Source organism: Bradyrhizobium sp. HKCCYLRH3099 (assembly GCF_051167855.1).
In the GTDB taxonomy this organism is placed as follows: Bacteria; Pseudomonadota; Alphaproteobacteria; order Rhizobiales; family Xanthobacteraceae; genus Bradyrhizobium.
The window spans coordinates 549,391-566,572 of sequence record NZ_JBNPTW010000001.1; the positions used below are offsets into that span (position 1 = coordinate 549,391).

Here is a 17,182-nt window from a genome sequence, read left to right on the forward strand (position 1 = left end):
TTGGCCAGAGCGCGCGGATGATGTCGCGCGATGGGCTGGGCAATGCGGCCGCTTGCCCATCTTCCCTTAGACAACTCATCAGCAATTAGTCTGATGAGCGCGTAGCCCGGACGAGCGCAGCGACATCCGGGGTCTCGGGCACGGTGGTGGTGAACCCGCATGTCGCTATGCTCATGCGGGCTACACACGCTGTCAGCTACTCGCTCTTGTCGACGTTCCAGAACACGGGCACCGCCTGCCCTTCGAGAACGCCGGTGATGGACTTGCGCCAGGCGCTCGGCATGAACCATTGGCCGAGCGGCACGTAGATCACCTGGTCGTAGATTTCCTTCTGGATCTCGGCGGCGATGCGCTTCTGGTCCTCCGGCGTGCCGGCTTTCGCGAAGGCGTCGCGCAGCTCCTCCATCTTCGGATCGTCGGGCCAGCCGAACGGGCTCTTCTGGCCGCGCGCGCTGACGAAGGTGCTGCCGATCGGGTTGCCCGAGTCGGCGATCACCGAGTTGGTGAAGAACATGTTCCAGCCGCCCTCCTTCGGCGGCTTCTGGCTGGCGCGCCGCGTCACCACGGTCTGCCAGTCCGTCGTCTGCAGATCGACCTTGAAGCCGGCCGCGCGCAACAATTGCGCGGCGACCACCGGCTGCGCCTTCAGCGTGATCGCATCGCCGGGCGCGAGAATGACGACCGGCGTGCCGTCATAGCCGGCCTCGGCGAGCAGCTTCTTGGCCTGCTCCATGCCGTTGCCCTTGACCAGCGTCTCCGAGCCGACGTCGCTCTCGAGCGGCGTGCCGCAGCCGAACACGGCGCCGCAGATCGTGTAGTATTTCGGATTGCCGGTGAGCGCGTCGAGCACGTCCTTCTGGTTCAGCGCCAGGAAGGCCGCGCGGCGGATCTTCACATTGTCGAACGGCGGAAACAGGAAGTTCATCCGGCCGAGCGTCTGGTAGCCGAACTTGTTCAGCACGTTCATCGTCAGATCGGGGCTGGCGGACAGCACCGGCTCGAGATCGAGCGGCGGAAACTCCATGAAGTCGATGTCGCCGGACTGCAGCGCGTTGACCGCGGTCTGCGCGTCGGGCATCGAGATCCACTCGACGCGATCGACCTTCACCACCTTGCCGCCGGCCGTCCAGCTCGGCGGCTCCTTGCGCGGCACGTAGTCGGTGTTCTTCTCGTACACCGCCTTCACGCCCGGCTGGAATTCCGCCTTGACGAACTTGAACGGTCCCGAGCCGATCTGCTCCGAGATCTGCGCGTTGGGCGGCGTCTCGGCGAGGCGCTTCGGCATCATGAACGGCACGTAGGAGGACGGCTTGCCGATCGACTCCAACACCAGGCCATAGGGCTCCTTCAGCTTCAGGGTGATCGTCTTTGCATCGGTGGCCTCGAGCGAGGCCGTGGCCTCCATGAGCTTCTGGCCCATGCTGTCGTTGCGGCTCCAGCGCTTCAGCGAGGCGACGCAGTCCTCGGCGGTCACGGGTGTGCCGTCATGCCACTTCAGGCCGTCGCGCAGCGTGAAGGTGTAGGTCAGCTTGTCGTCGGAGACTTTCCACTCCGCCATCTGCGGCTGGACTTGAAACTTCGCGTCCGTCCCGAGCAGCGTGTCATAGACCATGTAGCCATGGTCGCGGGTGATGTAGGCCGGCGTGAACACGGGATCGATCACGCGCAGATCGGAATGCATCACCGCCGTGATCGTCTTCTTGCCGGCAGCCAGGGCCGTGCTCGTTGGCCCCATCGACAGCGCTATCGCCGCGGCAATCAGACAGGACATCAGCGCGGATGAGGTCCGCCGCAAAGGATGTGACATGCAATATCTCTTGATGTGAGCTTTCATCCGACGGTCCCGACCGCGATCAAGGCCCGGCAAGCGTATGAAAGCGCGGAGCAAACAAGCTTGCGGAACACAGACTTGCAGCAGTTCCATCCGAGGTCAATCGGCTTGGATGCATGGCAAGGATCGCCTCCCGCTCACGCGCAGGCGGAAGCGGTCCCGCCGCGTGGAACCCGGCACACGCTGGCCCGTTATGAGCGCAACCAGGGAGCACGAGATGCCGACCGAAGCCGCCGTCAAGCCCCAGCACAAGAGCCGCGCCGCCGCGCCGATTCCTGCGAGCAAGACGCCGTCGCAGGATCAGCTCACGCCTCCGCTGATGGTGGAAGGACTGGAAGCCGTCCGCGACACACATTGCTGAGACTGTGCAGCCCTGTGGTCCTGCGCGCGGCGAGGCTCAGCCCCGCCGCGTGCTCTGTTTCGAGCGCGCCTGAGTTGAGGCGCCCGACGCCCCCTACTCCTTCTTGTCGATGTTCCAGAACACCGGCGTGGCCGGACCGTCCAGCACGCCGGACAGCGTCTTGCGCCACGCGCTCGGCGCCAGATACTGGCCGAGCGGGACATAGATCACCCGCTCGTAGTTGAGCTTCTGGATCTCGGCGGCGATCTTCTTCTGCTCCTCGGGCGACGACGAGCGCGCGAAGGCGTCGCGCAGCTTCTCGATGTCGGCGTCCTCGGCCCAGCCGAACCAGCCGCCCTTGGTGCCACGGCCGCCGACCGACACGTTCGCCACGGGATTGGCGACGTCGGCGCCGACCCAGTTGGTGAAGAACATGTTCCAGCCACCCTCCTTCACCGGCTTCTGGCTGGCGCGCCGCGTCACCACGGTCTGCCAGTCCGTCGCCTGCAGGTCGACCTTGAAGCCGGCCTCGCGCAGCAGCTGCGCCGCGACGATCGGCTGCGCCTTGAGTGCGACCACATCGCCCGGCGCCATCACCGCGATCGGCGTGCCGTCATAGCCGGATTCGGCGAGCGCCTTCTTGGCCTCCGCCATGCCGTTGCCCTTGATCAGCGTCTCCGCGCCGACGTCAGTCTCCAGCGGCGTGCCGCAGACGAACACCGCGCCGCAGATCTTCTGATACTTCGGATTGCCGACGAGCGCGTCGAGCACATCCTTCTGGTTCAGCGCCAGGAAGGCCGCGCGGCGCACCTTCACATTGTCGAACGGCGGGTTGAGGAAGTTCATGCGGCCGAGTGTCTGGAAGCCGAACTTGTTCAGCACATCGACCTTGAGCTCGGCGTTCGCCTCCAGCGCCGGCAGCATCTCGTAAGGCGGCGCCTCCATGAAATCGATGTCGCCCGACTGCAGCGCGTTCACCGCGGTCTGCGCGTCGGGCATCGTGATCCACTCGACGCGATCGACCTTCACCACCTTGCCGCCGGAGGTCCAGCTTGCCGGCTCCTTGCGCGGCACGTAGTCGGTGTTCTTCTCGTAGACGGCCTTCACGCCGGGCTGGAATTCCGCCTTGACGAATTTGAACGGGCCGGAGCCGATCTGCTCGGGAATCTGCTGGCCCTGCGGCGTCTCCGCGAGACGCTTCGGCATCATGAAAGGCACGTAGGAGGACGGCTTGCCGATCGACTCCAGCACCAGGCCGTAAGGCTCCTTCAGCTTGAGCACGATGGTCTTGGCATCCGGCGCCTCCAGACTCGCCGTGAAGTCCATCAGCTTCTGGCCCATGCCGTCGTTGCGGCCCCAGCGCTTCAGCGAAGCGACGCAGTCCTCCGCCGTCACCGGCGTGCCGTCATGCCATTTCAGGCCGTCGCGCAAGGTGAATGTGTAGGTCAGCTTGTCGTCGGAGACCTTCCAGTCCGCCATCTGCGGCTGGATCTTGAAGTTGGAATCCGTGGCGACCAGCGTGTCATAGACCATGTAGCCGTGGTCGCGGGTGATGTAGGCCGTGGTGAACCCGGGGTCTATGACGCGCAGGTCGGAATGCATCACCGCGGTGATGGTCTTCTTACCGGCGGCGAGGGCCTGGGGCACGAGGCACGGTGTGAGCAGGACGGCGGACGCAACAAGCCAAGACGCGAGCACGGAACGGGCCCGGCGCGGATGAGGTGACATGCGATCTCTCTTGACGTGACGGGGTGAACGACGGCCTCGAAACTCATCGAGACACGGCGACCGCTGGGGCGTCGCAGCATCGTTCTCAGGGTCTCCGCCCAGCGTTCGTTCCGCGGGCGAAAGACTTGCAACAGTTCTCGCGGACGTCAATCGGCATTGCTGGCGCCCTTCGCCGGCCGCCGTGCATCCAATTACCAGTCCCGCTCCCGTAGGGTGGGCAAAGGCGCGGCAGTGCTATTTGTACTTGCGAGATCGCAGAGGCGCAGTGCCCACCATATCACCACGGAACATGCCGCCTGATGGTGGGCACGCTGCCGCCTCTCGGCGGCTGCTTCGCCCACCCTACGGCACCCCGCCTCCCCGCAAACAAAAGCGGCGGAGTTGCCTCCGCCGCTTGGTGACGTCGATCGATCGAACGCCGCGAGCTACTCGCTCTTGTCGACGTTCCAGAACAGCGGCGTCGCCGGACCATCGAGAATGCCGGTCAGCGACTTGCGCCAGCCGCTCGGAACCAGATACTGGCCAAGCGGCACGTAGATCACGCGCTCGTAGTTGAGCTTCTGGATCTCCGCGGCGATCTTCTTCTGCTCGTCGGCCGACGACGAGCGCGCGAAGGCGTCGCGCAGCTTCTCGATCTCGGCGTCCTCGGCCCAGCCGAACCAGCCGCCCTTGGTGCCACGGCCGCCGACCGACACGTTCGCCACGGGATTGGCGACGTCGGCGCCGACCCAGTTGGTGAAGAACATGTTCCAGCCGCCTTCCTTGACCGGCTTCTGGCTGGCGCGCCGCGTCACCACGGTCTGCCAGTCCGTCGCCTGCAGGTCGACCTTGAAGCCGGCCTCGCGCAGCAGCTGCGCCGCAACGACCGGCTGCGCCTTCAGGGTGGTGACGTCGCCCGGCGCCATGATCGCGATCGGGGTGCCGTCATAGCCGGATTCGGCGAGCGCCTTCTTGGCCTCCGCCATGCCGTTGCCCTTGATCAGCGTCTCCGCGCCGATATCGGTCTCCAGCGGCGTGCCGCAGACGAACACCGCGCCGCAGACCTTCTGGTACTTCGGATTGCCGACCAGCGCGTCGAGCACGTCCTTCTGGTTCAGCGCCAGGAACGCCGCGCGACGAACCTTCACGTTATCGAACGGAGGGTTCAGGAAGTTCATGCGGCCGAGGGTCTGATAGCCGAACTTGTTGAGCACATCGATCTTGAGCTCAGGATTCGACTCCAGCACCGACAGCATGTCGTAAGGGAGGTTTTCCATGAAGTCGATGTCGCCCGACTGCAGCGCGTTCACCGCAGTCTGCGCGTCCGGCATCGTGATCCACTCGACGCGGTCGACCTTCACGACCTTGCCGCCGGCAACCCAGCTTGCGGGCTCCTTGCGCGGCACGTAGTCGGTGTTCTTTTCGTAGACCGCCTTCACGCCGGGCTGGAATTCAGCCTTGACGAACTTGAACGGGCCGGAGCCGATTTGCTCGGGAATCTGCTGCCCCTGCGGCGTCTCGGCGAGACGCTTCGGCATCATGAACGGCACCAGCGACGACGGCTTGCCGATCGACTCCAGCACGAGGCCGTAGGGCTCCTTCAGCTTGAGCACGATGGTCTTGGCATCCGGCGCCTCGAGGCTCGCCGTGAAGTCCATCAGCTTCTGGCCCATGCCGTCGTTGCGGCCCCAGCGCTTCAGCGAGGCGACGCAGTCCTCCGCCGTCACCGGCGTGCCGTCGTGCCACTTCAGGCCGTCGCGCAGGGTGAAGGTGTAGGTCAGCTTGTCGTCGGAGACCTTCCAGTCCGCCATCTGCGGCTGGATCTTGAAGTTCGAATCGGTCGCCAGCAGCGTGTCGTAGACCATGTAGCCATGGTCACGCGTGATGTAGGCCGTCGTGAATCCGGGGTCGATGACGCGCAGATCCGAATGCATCACCGCCGTGATGGTCTTCTTGCCCGCTGCGATCGCCTGTGTAGTCAGCGCCGTCGAGATCGAGAGCATGGAAACGGCGACGCTCGTGGCGAGCATCAGGCCTTTCCAGCGCGGGGTGTGGAACATTACGAGGTCTCCTGAAGGGAAGGGTTGACCTGAAATCGATCAGATTCAGATCATTCGTTGTGCGTGCAGATCAATCCTTGTGCGAACTAACACGCTGCAAGACGTGAGATTTTGACAGTTGCAGAGGTCGCCTTTCACGTCAATCCGCATTCCGCGCATGCCCGTTGCAGCCGAGAACGGCGTTAACGCTCGCACAGCTTTCGCTTTACAAAGCGCCCGACTCCGTCTCGTGTGACAAGACAACGACAAGCTCGAAGAGCGCCGCCAAAAGAGAGCCACCATGAATCCAGCCGATCTTCCCTTCGATACCGACGCCATGCTGCAGGGCTTGCGCGGCTGGGTGGAGTGCGAGAGTCCAACCTGGGACGCTGCGGCGGTCGAGCGCATGCTCGGCCTCGCCGCACGCGATATGGCGATCATGGGTGCGACGATCGAACGCATCGCCGGCCGCGACGGCTTCGCCGGCTGCGTCCGCGCCCGCTTCCCCCACCCGCGCCAGGGCGAGCCGGGCATCCTCATCGCCGGTCACATGGATACCGTTCACCCTGTTGGCACCTTGGCGAAGCTGCCGTGGCGACGCGACGGCAGCCGCTGTCATGGCCCCGGGATCTGCGACATGAAGGGCGGCAACTACCTGTCGCTCGAAGCCATCCGCCAGCTGATGCAGGCTTCGATCGCGACGCCGCTGCCGATCACCGTCCTGTTCACGCCGGACGAGGAAGTCGGCACGCCGTCGACACGCGACATCATCGAGGCCGAGGCGAAGCGCAACAAATACGTGCTGGTGCCCGAGCCGGGCCGCGTCGACAACGGCGTCGTCACCGGCCGCTACGCCATCGCCCGCTTCAATCTCGAAGCCACGGGGCGCCCGAGCCATGCCGGTGCGCGGCTCGGCGCCGGCCGTTCCGCAATCCGGGAAATGGCGCGGCAGGTCCTCGCGATCGATGCGATGACCACGGAGGACTGCACCTTCTCGGTCGGCATCGTGCATGGCGGCCAATGGGTCAACTGTGTCGCCACCACCTGCACCGGCGAAGCGCTCAGCATGGCCAAGCGCCAGGCCGATCTCGATCGCGGCGTCGAGCGCATGCTGGCGCTATCCGGCACCAATGATGACGTCGCGTTCAAGGTCACACGCGGCGTGACGCGCCCCGTATGGGAGCCGGATTCCGGAACCATGGCGCTCTACGAGCAGGCGCGCGGCATTGCCGAGCGGCTCGGCATGTCCCTGCCCCACGGCTCCGCGGGCGGCGGCTCCGACGGCAATTTCACCGGCGCGCTCGGTATCCCCACGCTCGACGGCCTGGGTGTGCGCGGCGCCGACATGCACACGTTGAACGAGTATATCGAGATCGACAGCCTCGCCGAGCGCGGCCGGCTCATGGCCGGCCTGCTCGCGACGCTGGCATGAGCCCGCGGCATGGGCAGAGCGGCGGCTAAGGCCAGGCATCGCTGGGCGCGCTCAGCGGTGCTTTCGACGGTACGCCGCCACGGCGATTTCGTTTGTGTACATAGGATCGCCGCGTTTCTGCCACCGGCCAGCTCCTGCCTCGGGACAATTCCTGCTGCGTAGCAGCAAGGTTTCATTTTCCGGGACCAAAACGATGGACTTTCGCGCAACGGCGCGCGCATGATGGCATGCGCCTTGCAAAGTTCCTGCGACATTGTTCGCAATTGCGACGAGTTGCGATGGACGCGAATGCCGCGTCATCAGCGATGCCGTCGGAGACCTTGAAAGCGATTGATATCGGTGACATGCAAACTCGCTCACGCAAGAACTCTGTTACGTCGTGAGCGTCGTCCCAGCACCATGAAGGCGGTTCTCTCAAGATGATCGGTTACCTGCTTCGCCGAATCCTCGCATCCATCCCCGTGATGGGCGTGGTGGCGCTGTTCGTCTTTCTCCTGCTGCGGCTGACGCCCGGCGACCCCGCCGCGATTCTCGCCGGCGACAACGCGACGCCCGAGCAGCTCGAGCGCATTCGCACCACGCTCGGACTGAACGAGCCGCTCTACATCCAGTTCTTCACCTGGATCAATCAGCTGCTGCACGGCGATCTCGGCGTGTCGCTGATCTCCAAGGTGCCGGTGCTGCAGATGATCGGCCAGCGCATCGAGCCGTCGATCTCGGTCGCGCTGACGACGATCGTCCTCTCGATACTCGTCGCCGTCCCGCTCGGCGTCATCGCGGCGTGGAAGCACGGCACCTGGATCGACCGCTTCGTGATGGCGCTCTCGGTGCTCGGCTTCTCGGTGCCGGTGTTCGTGATCGGCTACATCCTGATCCAGGTGTTCGCGATCAACCTGCGCTGGGTGCCCGTGCAGGGCTTCCGCAGCATCAGCGTCGGCTTCGGACCGTTCTTCGAACGCATCATCCTGCCGACCTGCGCACTGTCCTTCATCTACGTCGCGCTGATCGCGCGCATGACGCGCGCCGCCATGCTCGACGTGCTCGGCGAGGACTTCGTGCGCACCGCGCGCGCCAAGGGCGTCAGCGAAGTCGCGGTGCTGCTGCGCCATGCGCTGCGCAATGCCGCCGTGCCCGTCATCACCGTGATCGGCTCCGGCTTTGCGCTGCTGATCTCCGGCGTCGTCGTCACCGAGAGCGTGTTCAACCTGCCCGGCATCGGGCGGCTCACGGTCGATGCCGTGCTGGCGCGCGACTACCCGGTGATCCAGGGCATGATCCTGCTGACCTCCTTCATCTATCTCGCGGTCAATCTCCTGATCGACCTCGCCTATACTATCCTCGATCCACGCATCCGCTACTGAGGCCAACCCGATGGCGATCGTTACCACTCCCGAGCCGTCGATTCCGGTCACCACGCGACTGGGGCCCCGGTTCGGCTTCCTCACCTCGACCCCGATCATCGCGGTGGCCACCGTGTGCCTGTCGCTGATCGTGATCGTCTCGGTCTTGGCGCCGCTGCTGGCGCCGCATGATCCGGTGCTGCTCGCACCGTCGCAACGGCTGAAGCCGTCGAGCGCGCAATTCCTGCTCGGCACCGACGCCTACGGCCGCGACCTGTTGTCGCGCACCATCTATGGCGGCCGCATCTCGCTCCTGGTCGGCGTCGGCGCTGCGATCATCTCGATCGCGATCGGCCTCGTCATCGGCCTCGTCTCCGGCTTCTTCCGCTGGGTCGACGCCATCATGATGCGCGTGATGGACGGCCTGATGGCGATCCCGAGTATCCTGCTCGCCATCGCCGTGGTGTCGCTGTCCGGCGCCAGCGTCGGCACCGTGATGATCGCGATCACCATCGTCGAGATTCCGCGCGTCGCGCGCCTCGTCCGCTCGGTCGTTCTGACCGCACGCGAGGAGCCCTACGTCGAGGCCGCGATTTCGCTGGGCACCTCGATGCCCAAGATCATGTGGCGGCATTTGATGCCGAACACGATCGCGCCGCTGATCGTCCAAGGCACGTATATCTGCGCCGCCGCGATTCTCACCGAGGCGATCCTGTCGTTCCTCGGCGCCGGCATCAGCCCGGAGACGCCGACCTGGGGCAACATCATGGCCGAGGGCCGCTCCTACTTCCAGGTCAAGCCGTCGCTGATCTTCTGGCCGGGCCTGTTGCTGTCGATCGCGATTCTGTCGATCAACCTGATCGGCGACGCCGCCCGCGACGCGCTCGACCCGCGCATGAAGCAGCGCGAGGCCGGCAAGTGACATTGGTTTTTTCGTCATCGCGAGCGAAGCGACGCGATCCAGGGGCCGCGCCCGGAGCTCTGGATTGCTTCGTCGCTGACGCTCCTCGCAATGACGGTGGAGAAATGAACGCATGACCGATACCATCCTCGACATCGACAATCTCGTCGTCACCGTCGGCAAGACCAAGAACCCGAACGGCCCGCGCATCATCGACGGCGTCTCGATCAAGGTCGAGAAGGGCGAGACGCTCTGCGTCGTTGGCGAGAGCGGCTCCGGCAAGTCGGTGACCTCGCTGACCACCATGGGCCTGTTGCCGAAGAACGCGCTGCATGCCGTCGGCGGCAGCGTGAAGCTCGTCGGCGAGGAGCTGCTGACCGCCAGTGATCGCCGGCTGCGCGAGCTGCGCGCCACGCGGATGGCGATGATCTTCCAGGAGCCGATGACCGCGCTCAATCCGGTCGTTCCGGTCGGTCGTCAGATCGACGAAGTCTTGCGCGCCCACACCTCGCTGGATGCGCGCGCGCGCCGCAAGCGCATCCTCGACATGATGGAGCAGGTCCACCTGCCCGACGTCGAGCGCATCTTCGGCTCCTATCCGCACCGCCTCTCCGGCGGCCAGCGCCAGCGCATCATGATCGCGATGGCACTGGTGCTCGAGCCCAAGCTCCTGATCGCCGACGAGCCGACCACCGCGCTCGACGTCACCACGCAGAAGCAGATCCTCTCCTTGATCCGCGAGTTGCAGCGCGATCACGGCACCGCGGTGCTGTTCATCACCCACGACATGGGCGTCGTCGCCGAGATCGCCGACCGCGTCGCGGTCATGCGCCAGGGCCGCCTGGTCGAGACCGGCGCGCTCGACAAGATCCTGCGCGCGCCCGAGATGGACTACACGCGCAACCTGCTGTCCTCGGTGCCGAGCCTCATTCCGCGGCCGCCGCGCCCGGACAGCACCGAGCCGGTGGTGCTTGAGACCAACGATCTCGGCAAGGTCTATCGTGAGCGCTCCTTCCTCGGGAAGCCGCGCGAGGTCGTCGCCGCGCAGAACGTCTCGCTAACCTTGCGCAAGGGCCGTACGCTCGGCATCGTCGGCGAGAGCGGCTCCGGCAAGTCGACGGTGGCGCGCTGCATCGTGCGCCTGATCGATCCGACCTCCGGCGGCGTCCGCCTCGCCGGCCACGAGATCTCGATCCTGACGCGTCGGCTGCTGCAGCCGCACCGCAAGCGCATCCAGATCGTGTTCCAGGATCCCTACCGTTCGCTCAACCCGCGCCTCACGGTCGGCGAAAGCATCGCCGAGGGCCCCATCAACTACGGCACCTCGCACGACAAGGCGATGGCCCGGGCGCGCGAGCTGCTCGAGCTGGTCGGCCTGCCGGCGGATGCGATCTCGCGCTATCCGCACCAGTTCTCCGGCGGCCAGCGCCAGCGCATCGCGATCGCGCGCGCGCTCGCGCTCGATCCGGACGTGCTGGTGGCCGACGAAGCCGTGTCCGCGCTCGACGTGTCGGTGCAGGCGCAGGTGCTGGAGCTGCTCGACGAGATCCAGCGCCGCCTCGGCATCGCCATCCTGTTCATCACCCACGATCTGCGCGTCGCCGCGCAGATCTGCGACGAGGTCGTGGTGATGCAGAAGGGCCGCATCGTCGAGCAGGGTCCGGCCGGCGAGATCCTGACGCATCCGAAGGAGGCCTACACCAAGTCCCTGCTCGAGGCCGCCCCGGGCCGGAACTGGGATTTTGCCAACTTCCGTCCGGTGTCGGAGGCGGTGGCGTAGCTGCGCCACCCACCGCCGTCATTCCGGGGCGTGCGCAGCATGAGCCCGGAATCCATACCCACAGGCGGGTGTAGGGATGTCGGCTGGCCGACGCGCGTGCTTCGCAACTCCTGCTCGTGGTTATGGATTCCGGGCTCATCGCTGCGCGATGCCCCGGAATGACGCGCGGAGATAGCTGGGCCAGATCGGCGCGCCGCCATCGTGGCCCACATGCAAAACGGCATCGCTCCGTCGCTTGCGCGGGCCGCAGGGCACAGTCTAACGTCGCCACTCCATGTCACGGCCAGAGGCGAAGTAATGACGCGCGTCGCGATCGGCGGCTTTCTGCACGAAACCAACACCTTCGCACCGACGAAAGCGGATTACGACGACTTCATGCATGGCGGCGGCCGCGCCTCCATCGCTGACGCAGCGAGCGTCATGACGACGATGCGCGGCATCAATGCCGGCCAGTCGGGCTTCATCGCGGTTGCGGAAGCCAACGGCTGGGAGATCGTGCCGACCATCGCCTGCGCGGCAAGCCCCTCGGCCCATGTCACCAAGGATGCGTTCGAGCGCATCACGACCGTGATGGTCGACCGCATCAAGGCGGCCCTGCCGCTCGACGGCGTCTATCTCGACCTGCACGGCGCGATGGTGCCGGAGCATTTCGACGACGGCGAAGGCGAGATCCTCGCGCGCGTGCGCCAGGCGATCGGCCCCGATGTGCCGCTGGTGGCGAGCCTCGATCTGCACGCCAACGTCACGCCCGAGATGATGGCGCATGCGGACGCGCTGATCGCCTATCGCAAATATCCGCACACCGACATGGCCGACACCGGCCGCGCCTGCGCCGAGCATCTGACGCTGCTGCTGCGGACCAAGCAGCCGCTGGCGAAGGCGTTCCGGCAGCTGCCGTTCCTGATCCCGATCAGCTGGCAGTGCACCAACGACCAACCGACCAAAGGCATCTACGAGAAGCTCGCCGCGCTGCAGAGCGAGGCCGTGCCGACGCTGTCCTTCGCGCCGGGCTTCCCGGCCGCCGACTTCGTGCATTGCGGCCCCAGCGTGTTCGCCTATGGCCGCACGCAGGCCGATGCGGACGCCGCCGCAGATGCGATCGCGGCCATTGTCACCGGCCACGAGGATGATTTCGACGGCCGCATCTACACCCCCGATGACGGCGTCCGCCATGCCATGATGCTGGCGAAGAATGCGACGCGGCCGATCGTGATCGCCGATACCCAGGACAATCCCGGAGCCGGCGGCGATTCCGACACCACCGGCATGCTCCGCGCGCTGGTGCGCAACCGCGCCAGCCGCGCGGCGATCGGCATGATCTACGATCCGCAAGCCGCGCTCGCCGCGCATGCCGCCGGCGAAGGCGCGACCATCACGCTGTCGCTGGGCGGCAAGAGCGGCATTCCCGGCGATGCGCCGTTCGAGGAGAGTTTCATCGTCGAAAAGATCTCCGACGGCCGCTTCATCGCGCCCGGCCCGTTCTATGGCGGCCGCAAGATGGAGATGGGACCCTCCGCCTGCTTGCGCATCGGCGACGTCCGCGTGGTCGTGGCCTCGCACAAGTCCCAGCTCGCCGACCAGGAGATGTATCGCTTCGTCGGCATCGAGCCGACCGAGCAGGCGATCCTGGTCAACAAGAGCTCGGTGCATTTCCGCGCCGATTTCGAACCGATCGCAGAGCAGCTCCTGATCTGCGCCGCGCCCGGCGCGATGCCCGCCGATCCCTCCACCCTGCCCTGGGCGCGCCTGCGTCCGGGCATTCGCCTCAAGCCGAACGGCCCGGCGTTCAACGCTTAAACCTCATCAACGGAAACACACCCATGCCCACGATCGATCGCATCCAAGGCTACGCCGACGAACTCACCGCCATCCGCCGCGACCTGCACGCGCATCCCGAAATCGGCTTCGAGGAGACGCGCACCTCCGGCATCGTCGCCGAGAAGCTCGCGCAATGGGGCATCGAGGTGCATCGCGGCCTCGGCGGCACCGGCGTGATCGGCGTGCTCAAGGGCAAGGGCGACGGCACCAAAAAAATCGGCCTGCGCGCCGACATGGATGCGCTGCCGATGGAGGAGAACACCAACCTGCCCTGGCGCTCGACCATTCCCGGCCGCTTCCACGGCTGCGGTCATGATGGCCATACCACGATGCTGCTCGGCACCGCGCGCTATCTCGCCGAGACGCGCAACTTCGACGGCACCGTGCATTTCATCTTCCAGCCGGCCGAGGAAGGCCTCGGCGGCGCGCGCGCGATGATCAAGGACGGCCTGTTCCAGAAGTTCCCCTGCGACGAGCTCTACGGCCTGCACAACGCGCCGGACTTGGAGCATGGCGAGATCGCGATCCTGCCCGGCCCCGCCATGGCCGGCGCCGACTTCTTCGACATCCGCATCTCCGGCTACGGCGCCCATGGCGCGATGCCCGAGCGCTCCAAGGACGCGGTGGTGATCGCGACCAGCGTCGCGCAGGCGATCCAGACCATCGTGAGCCGCAACGTCGAACCGCTGCAGGCCGCCGTGGTCTCGATCACCCAGATCCATGCCGGATCGGCCTACAACGTCATTCCCGGCGATGCCTGGCTGTGTGGCACCGTCCGCGCCTTCTCCGACAATGTCCGGGCGCTGGTGCGCGAGCGCATGCGCGCCATCTGCGCCGGCATGGCGGCGGCGTTCAATTGCGAGATCGACGTCGACATCCGCGACACGTTCAGCGTCCTGGTCAACCAGGAAGAGCAGTCGAAGGTCGTCGAGGAGGTCGCGCGCACCGTCGTCGAGCCGTCCAAGGTGCTGACGCGCTCGACGCCGAAGATGGGCAGCGAGGATTTCGCGGACATGCTGCAGACCATCCCGGGCGCCTATTTCTGGGTCGGCCATGACGGCTCGGTGCCGGTGCACAATCCCGGCTACGTGCTCGACGACAAGATCCTGCCGATCGGCGCCAGCATGTTCGCCCGGATCATCGAGACCCGTCTGGCGGCGGCCTAGCGCCGCCTGACGTATGTCAATGAGCGGGCTCGGAATTGAGACGAACTTCGGCGACGGAGGACCAGCATGCACAAGCCCGTTTCAGACGACGTCACCTCGTTGCACGATCTCTCCGCCGTCGACCTGATCGCCGGCTACCGCGCGCGCCAGTTCTCGCCATCCGAAGTGATGGACGACGTGCTGGCGCATGTCGCGGCATGGGAGCCTGAGATCAAGGCGCTGTATCTGCTCGACGTCGACGCGGCGCGCGCCGCGGCGAAGGCCTCGACGGAACGCTGGGCCAATGACGAGCCGGCCGGCGTGCTCGACGGCGTGCCGGCGACGGTGAAAGACAACATCGCGACCAAGGGCCAGCCGATGCCGCTCGGCGCGGCCAGCGTCGCGCGGGCGCCGCTCGCGGCCGACGCGCCGCCGGTGGCGCGGTTGCGCGAAGCCGGCGCGATCATCTTCGCCAAGACCACGATGCCCGACTACGGCATGCTGTCGTCGGGCCTGTCGAGCTTCCACCCGCTGACGCGCAATCCGTGGGATCTGCGCATGAACCCCGGCGGCTCCAGCGCCGGTGCGGGCGCCGCGGCCGCTGCCGGCTATGGCCCACTGCATGTCGGGACCGACATCGGCGGCTCGATCCGGCTGCCGGCGTCGTGGTGCGGCCTGGTCGGCCTCAAGCCGAGCTTCGGCCGCGTACCGATCGATCCCCCCTATGTCGGCCGCGTCGCCGGCCCGATGACGCGCATCGTCGACGATGCCGCGCTGATGATGAGCGTGCTGTCGAAACCCGACCGCCGCGACGGCACGGCGCTGCCGCCGTCCGACCTGCACTGGAAGGTCGCGGAGAAACCGGTGCGCAAGCTGCGCATCGGGCTGATGCTCGATCTCGGCGGCGTCGGCCAAGCGCTGGAAGAGCCGGTGCGCGCGACGACGCTGGCGGCGGCCAAAGCGTTCGAGGAGGCCGGCGCGGTCGTGACCGAGACCAAGGGCTTTCTCACCCGCGAGATGCTCGATGGCCTCGACAATTTCTGGCGCGCGCGGCTGTGGGACGATCTCGCCCGGCTCGCGCCGGAAGTGCGCGCGAAGACCCTGCCCTACATCCTCCAATGGGCCGAGCGCGGTGCTGACCTGTCCGGCGTCGAGGTCGTCAGGGGCTTCAACGTCACGATGGCGCTGCGCGCAGCCGCCGCAAAACTGTTCACCGAATTCGACTACATCATCTCGCCGGTCTCGCCGGGCGTGAAATTCCCGGCCGAATTCGCCTCGCCGGTCAACGACCCCGAGAAGCCGTTCGAGCACATCACCTACACCGTGCCATGGAACATGTCGGAGAACCCGGCGATCTCTGTGAATGCCGGGTACGATGACCACGGCTTCCCGATCGGCCTGCAAATCGTCGGCCGCCGCTTCGACGATGTCGGCGTGCTCGGCATGGCCAAGACGTTCGAAGGATTGCGTGGCGAGCAGCGGCCGTGGCCGAAGGTCAAGTGAAGCCTATCCACTGCCTCCTCCTCCGTCATTGCGAGCGAAGCGAAGCAATCCAGAGTCCCGCCCACGACTCTGGATTGCTTCGCTTGCGCTCGCAATGACGCGGGAGAGAGCGTAGACCCGATCACTGCTGCATCGCTTGCCGGGAGAGCAATGCTGCGCGCATTGTTTTTGCCCGCCCTGCGGAATGTCATGCACACTTTGCGTTGGCCGCGCGCTGAACTACTGTATCCCCATCGCCGATCTCAATTTCGTCGTCATTCCGGGGCGTGCGAAGCACGAGCCCGGAATCCATACTCACGATCGTGGTTATGGGTTCCGGGCCAGCGCCCAATAGGGCGCATCCCGGAATGACGGCGGAGATTGTGGCACGAGCAACCAACTAACAAACGCCACGACAACAACATCAGGAAACGCTCATGGCCTACCAGACCATCCTCTATGACGTCGCCGACAAGATCCTCACCATCACCTTGAACCGGCCGGAGAAGCTGAACGCCTTCACCGGCACGATGATGGAAGAGCTGATCGACGCCTTCGACCGCGCCGACAAGGACGATGGTGTCAGGGCGATCATCGTCACCGGGTCGGGCCGCGCGTTCTGCGCCGGCGCCGATCTCTCCTCCGGCGCCGACACGTTCGACCGCGATGCCAAGCGCGGGCCGGTGAAGCGGCATGCCGACGGCAGCGTCGACTACTCCGATCCGCAGGTGCGCGACGGCGGCGGCCAGGTCACGCTGCGCATCTTCAAGTCGCTGAAGCCGGTCATCGCCGCGGTGAACGGTCCTGCCGTCGGCATCGGCGTCACCATGCAGCTCGCAATGGACATCCGCATCGCCTCGGAAGCGGCGCGGTTCGGCTTCGTGTTCTCCCAGCGCGGCATCGTGCCGGAGGCGGCATCGAGCTGGTTCCTGCCGCGCATCGTCGGCATCTCGCAGGCGCTGGAATGGTGCTACACCGGCCGCGTCTTCCCGGCCCAGGAGGCGCTGGCCGGCCGTCTCGTCAGCAAGGTCGTGCCGCCGGACGAGTTGCTGCCCACCGCACGCGCGCTGGCGCGCGAGATCGCGGACAAGACCGCGCCGGTGTCGGTCGCGCTGATCCGCCAGATGATGTGGCGCATGATGGGCGCCGATGATCCGATGGAGGCGCACAAGGTCGACAGCCGCGGCATCTACGCACGCGGTCGTTCCGACGACGTCAAGGAAGGCGTGGTGTCGTTCCTGGAGAAGCGCCCGGCGCAGTTCAAGAATACGGTGACGGCCGACATGCCGGACTATTTCCCGTGGTGGGACGAGCGGGAGTACAAGTAGGTCTGCGAGGGTGAGCCCGCCTCTCTCCCACGTCATTCC

The 17,182-nt window shown here is 66.0% G+C and carries 12 protein-coding genes; 9 read left to right on the forward strand and 3 right to left on the reverse strand.

The features are described from left to right. Positions 1 to 196: 196 nt before the first annotated feature. Entirely contained in the window at positions 197 to 1,807 is a 1,611-nt protein-coding gene (locus ACQR1Y_RS02655) for an ABC transporter substrate-binding protein (RefSeq protein WP_434875519.1), read from the reverse strand. 241 nt (positions 1,808 to 2,048) lie between these two features. Between ACQR1Y_RS02655 and ACQR1Y_RS02660 the strand changes: the two genes are divergently transcribed. Continuing rightward, complete coding sequence (locus tag ACQR1Y_RS02660; RefSeq protein WP_434875518.1) at positions 2,049 to 2,192, forward strand: hypothetical protein; 144 nt, start codon at positions 2,049 to 2,051, stop codon at positions 2,190 to 2,192. Between the two features lie 93 nt (positions 2,193 to 2,285). Here the strand turns inward: ACQR1Y_RS02660 and ACQR1Y_RS02665 are convergent, their stop codons facing one another. Continuing rightward, positions 2,286 to 3,899 (reverse strand): ABC transporter substrate-binding protein, encoded by a 1,614-nt coding sequence (locus ACQR1Y_RS02665; RefSeq protein ID WP_434858579.1) that lies wholly within the window; start codon positions 3,897 to 3,899, stop codon positions 2,286 to 2,288. 425 nt (positions 3,900 to 4,324) lie between these two features. Further along, positions 4,325 to 5,881, reverse strand: a complete 1,557-nt coding sequence (locus ACQR1Y_RS02670; protein ID WP_434875620.1) for an ABC transporter substrate-binding protein — start codon at positions 5,879 to 5,881, stop codon at positions 4,325 to 4,327. Between the two features lie 337 nt (positions 5,882 to 6,218). Between ACQR1Y_RS02670 and ACQR1Y_RS02675 the strand changes: the two genes are divergently transcribed. From ACQR1Y_RS02675 to ACQR1Y_RS02710, 8 genes are all read left to right on the forward strand, one after another. Beyond that, on the forward strand, positions 6,219 to 7,349 hold the full coding sequence (locus ACQR1Y_RS02675; protein WP_434858578.1) for a M20/M25/M40 family metallo-hydrolase: 1,131 nt from the start codon (positions 6,219 to 6,221) through the stop codon (positions 7,347 to 7,349). A 419-nt stretch (positions 7,350 to 7,768) separates the two neighbouring features. Beyond that, entirely contained in the window at positions 7,769 to 8,710 is a 942-nt protein-coding gene (locus ACQR1Y_RS02680; RefSeq protein WP_434858577.1) for an ABC transporter permease, read from the forward strand. Between the two features lie 10 nt (positions 8,711 to 8,720). Continuing rightward, the gene (locus tag ACQR1Y_RS02685) at positions 8,721 to 9,611 is read left to right on the forward strand and encodes an ABC transporter permease (protein ID WP_434858576.1); all 891 of its coding nucleotides are present in this window, start codon (positions 8,721 to 8,723) and stop codon (positions 9,609 to 9,611) included. A 112-nt stretch (positions 9,612 to 9,723) separates the two neighbouring features. After that, entirely contained in the window at positions 9,724 to 11,370 is a 1,647-nt protein-coding gene (locus ACQR1Y_RS02690) for an ABC transporter ATP-binding protein (protein ID WP_434875517.1), read from the forward strand. 297 nt (positions 11,371 to 11,667) lie between these two features. Next, complete coding sequence (locus ACQR1Y_RS02695) at positions 11,668 to 13,167, forward strand: M81 family metallopeptidase (protein WP_434875516.1); 1,500 nt, start codon at positions 11,668 to 11,670, stop codon at positions 13,165 to 13,167. Between the two features lie 23 nt (positions 13,168 to 13,190). Further along, entirely contained in the window at positions 13,191 to 14,354 is a 1,164-nt protein-coding gene (locus ACQR1Y_RS02700; RefSeq protein ID WP_434875515.1) for a M20 aminoacylase family protein, read from the forward strand. A 66-nt stretch (positions 14,355 to 14,420) separates the two neighbouring features. After that, the gene (locus tag ACQR1Y_RS02705) at positions 14,421 to 15,836 is read left to right on the forward strand and encodes an amidase (RefSeq protein WP_434875514.1); all 1,416 of its coding nucleotides are present in this window, start codon (positions 14,421 to 14,423) and stop codon (positions 15,834 to 15,836) included. Positions 15,837 to 16,252: 416 nt separating this feature from the next. Further along, positions 16,253 to 17,143 (forward strand): crotonase/enoyl-CoA hydratase family protein, encoded by an 891-nt coding sequence (locus ACQR1Y_RS02710; RefSeq protein ID WP_434875513.1) that lies wholly within the window; start codon positions 16,253 to 16,255, stop codon positions 17,141 to 17,143. Positions 17,144 to 17,182: the final 39 nt, after the last annotated feature.

Bases quoted from the DNA above. Each gene is read 5' to 3' on its own strand.
- ACQR1Y_RS02710 (WP_434875513.1), top strand. From the start codon at position 16,253: ATGGCCTACCAGACCATCCTCTATGACGTCGCCGACAAGATCCTCACC.
- ACQR1Y_RS02680 (WP_434858577.1), top strand. From the start codon at position 7,769: ATGATCGGTTACCTGCTTCGCCGAATCCTCGCATCCATCCCCGTGATG.
- ACQR1Y_RS02695 (WP_434875516.1), top strand. From the start codon at position 11,668: ATGACGCGCGTCGCGATCGGCGGCTTTCTGCACGAAACCAACACCTTC.
- ACQR1Y_RS02660 (WP_434875518.1), top strand. From the start codon at position 2,049: ATGCCGACCGAAGCCGCCGTCAAGCCCCAGCACAAGAGCCGCGCCGCC.
- ACQR1Y_RS02685 (WP_434858576.1), top strand. From the start codon at position 8,721: ATGGCGATCGTTACCACTCCCGAGCCGTCGATTCCGGTCACCACGCGA.
- ACQR1Y_RS02675 (WP_434858578.1), top strand. From the start codon at position 6,219: ATGAATCCAGCCGATCTTCCCTTCGATACCGACGCCATGCTGCAGGGC.
- ACQR1Y_RS02690 (WP_434875517.1), top strand. From the start codon at position 9,724: ATGACCGATACCATCCTCGACATCGACAATCTCGTCGTCACCGTCGGC.
- ACQR1Y_RS02665 (WP_434858579.1), bottom strand. From the start codon at position 3,899: ATGTCACCTCATCCGCGCCGGGCCCGTTCCGTGCTCGCGTCTTGGCTT.
- ACQR1Y_RS02655 (WP_434875519.1), bottom strand. From the start codon at position 1,807: ATGTCACATCCTTTGCGGCGGACCTCATCCGCGCTGATGTCCTGTCTG.
- ACQR1Y_RS02670 (WP_434875620.1), bottom strand. From the start codon at position 5,881: ATGCTCTCGATCTCGACGGCGCTGACTACACAGGCGATCGCAGCGGGC.
- ACQR1Y_RS02705 (WP_434875514.1), top strand. From the start codon at position 14,421: ATGCACAAGCCCGTTTCAGACGACGTCACCTCGTTGCACGATCTCTCC.
- ACQR1Y_RS02700 (WP_434875515.1), top strand. From the start codon at position 13,191: ATGCCCACGATCGATCGCATCCAAGGCTACGCCGACGAACTCACCGCC.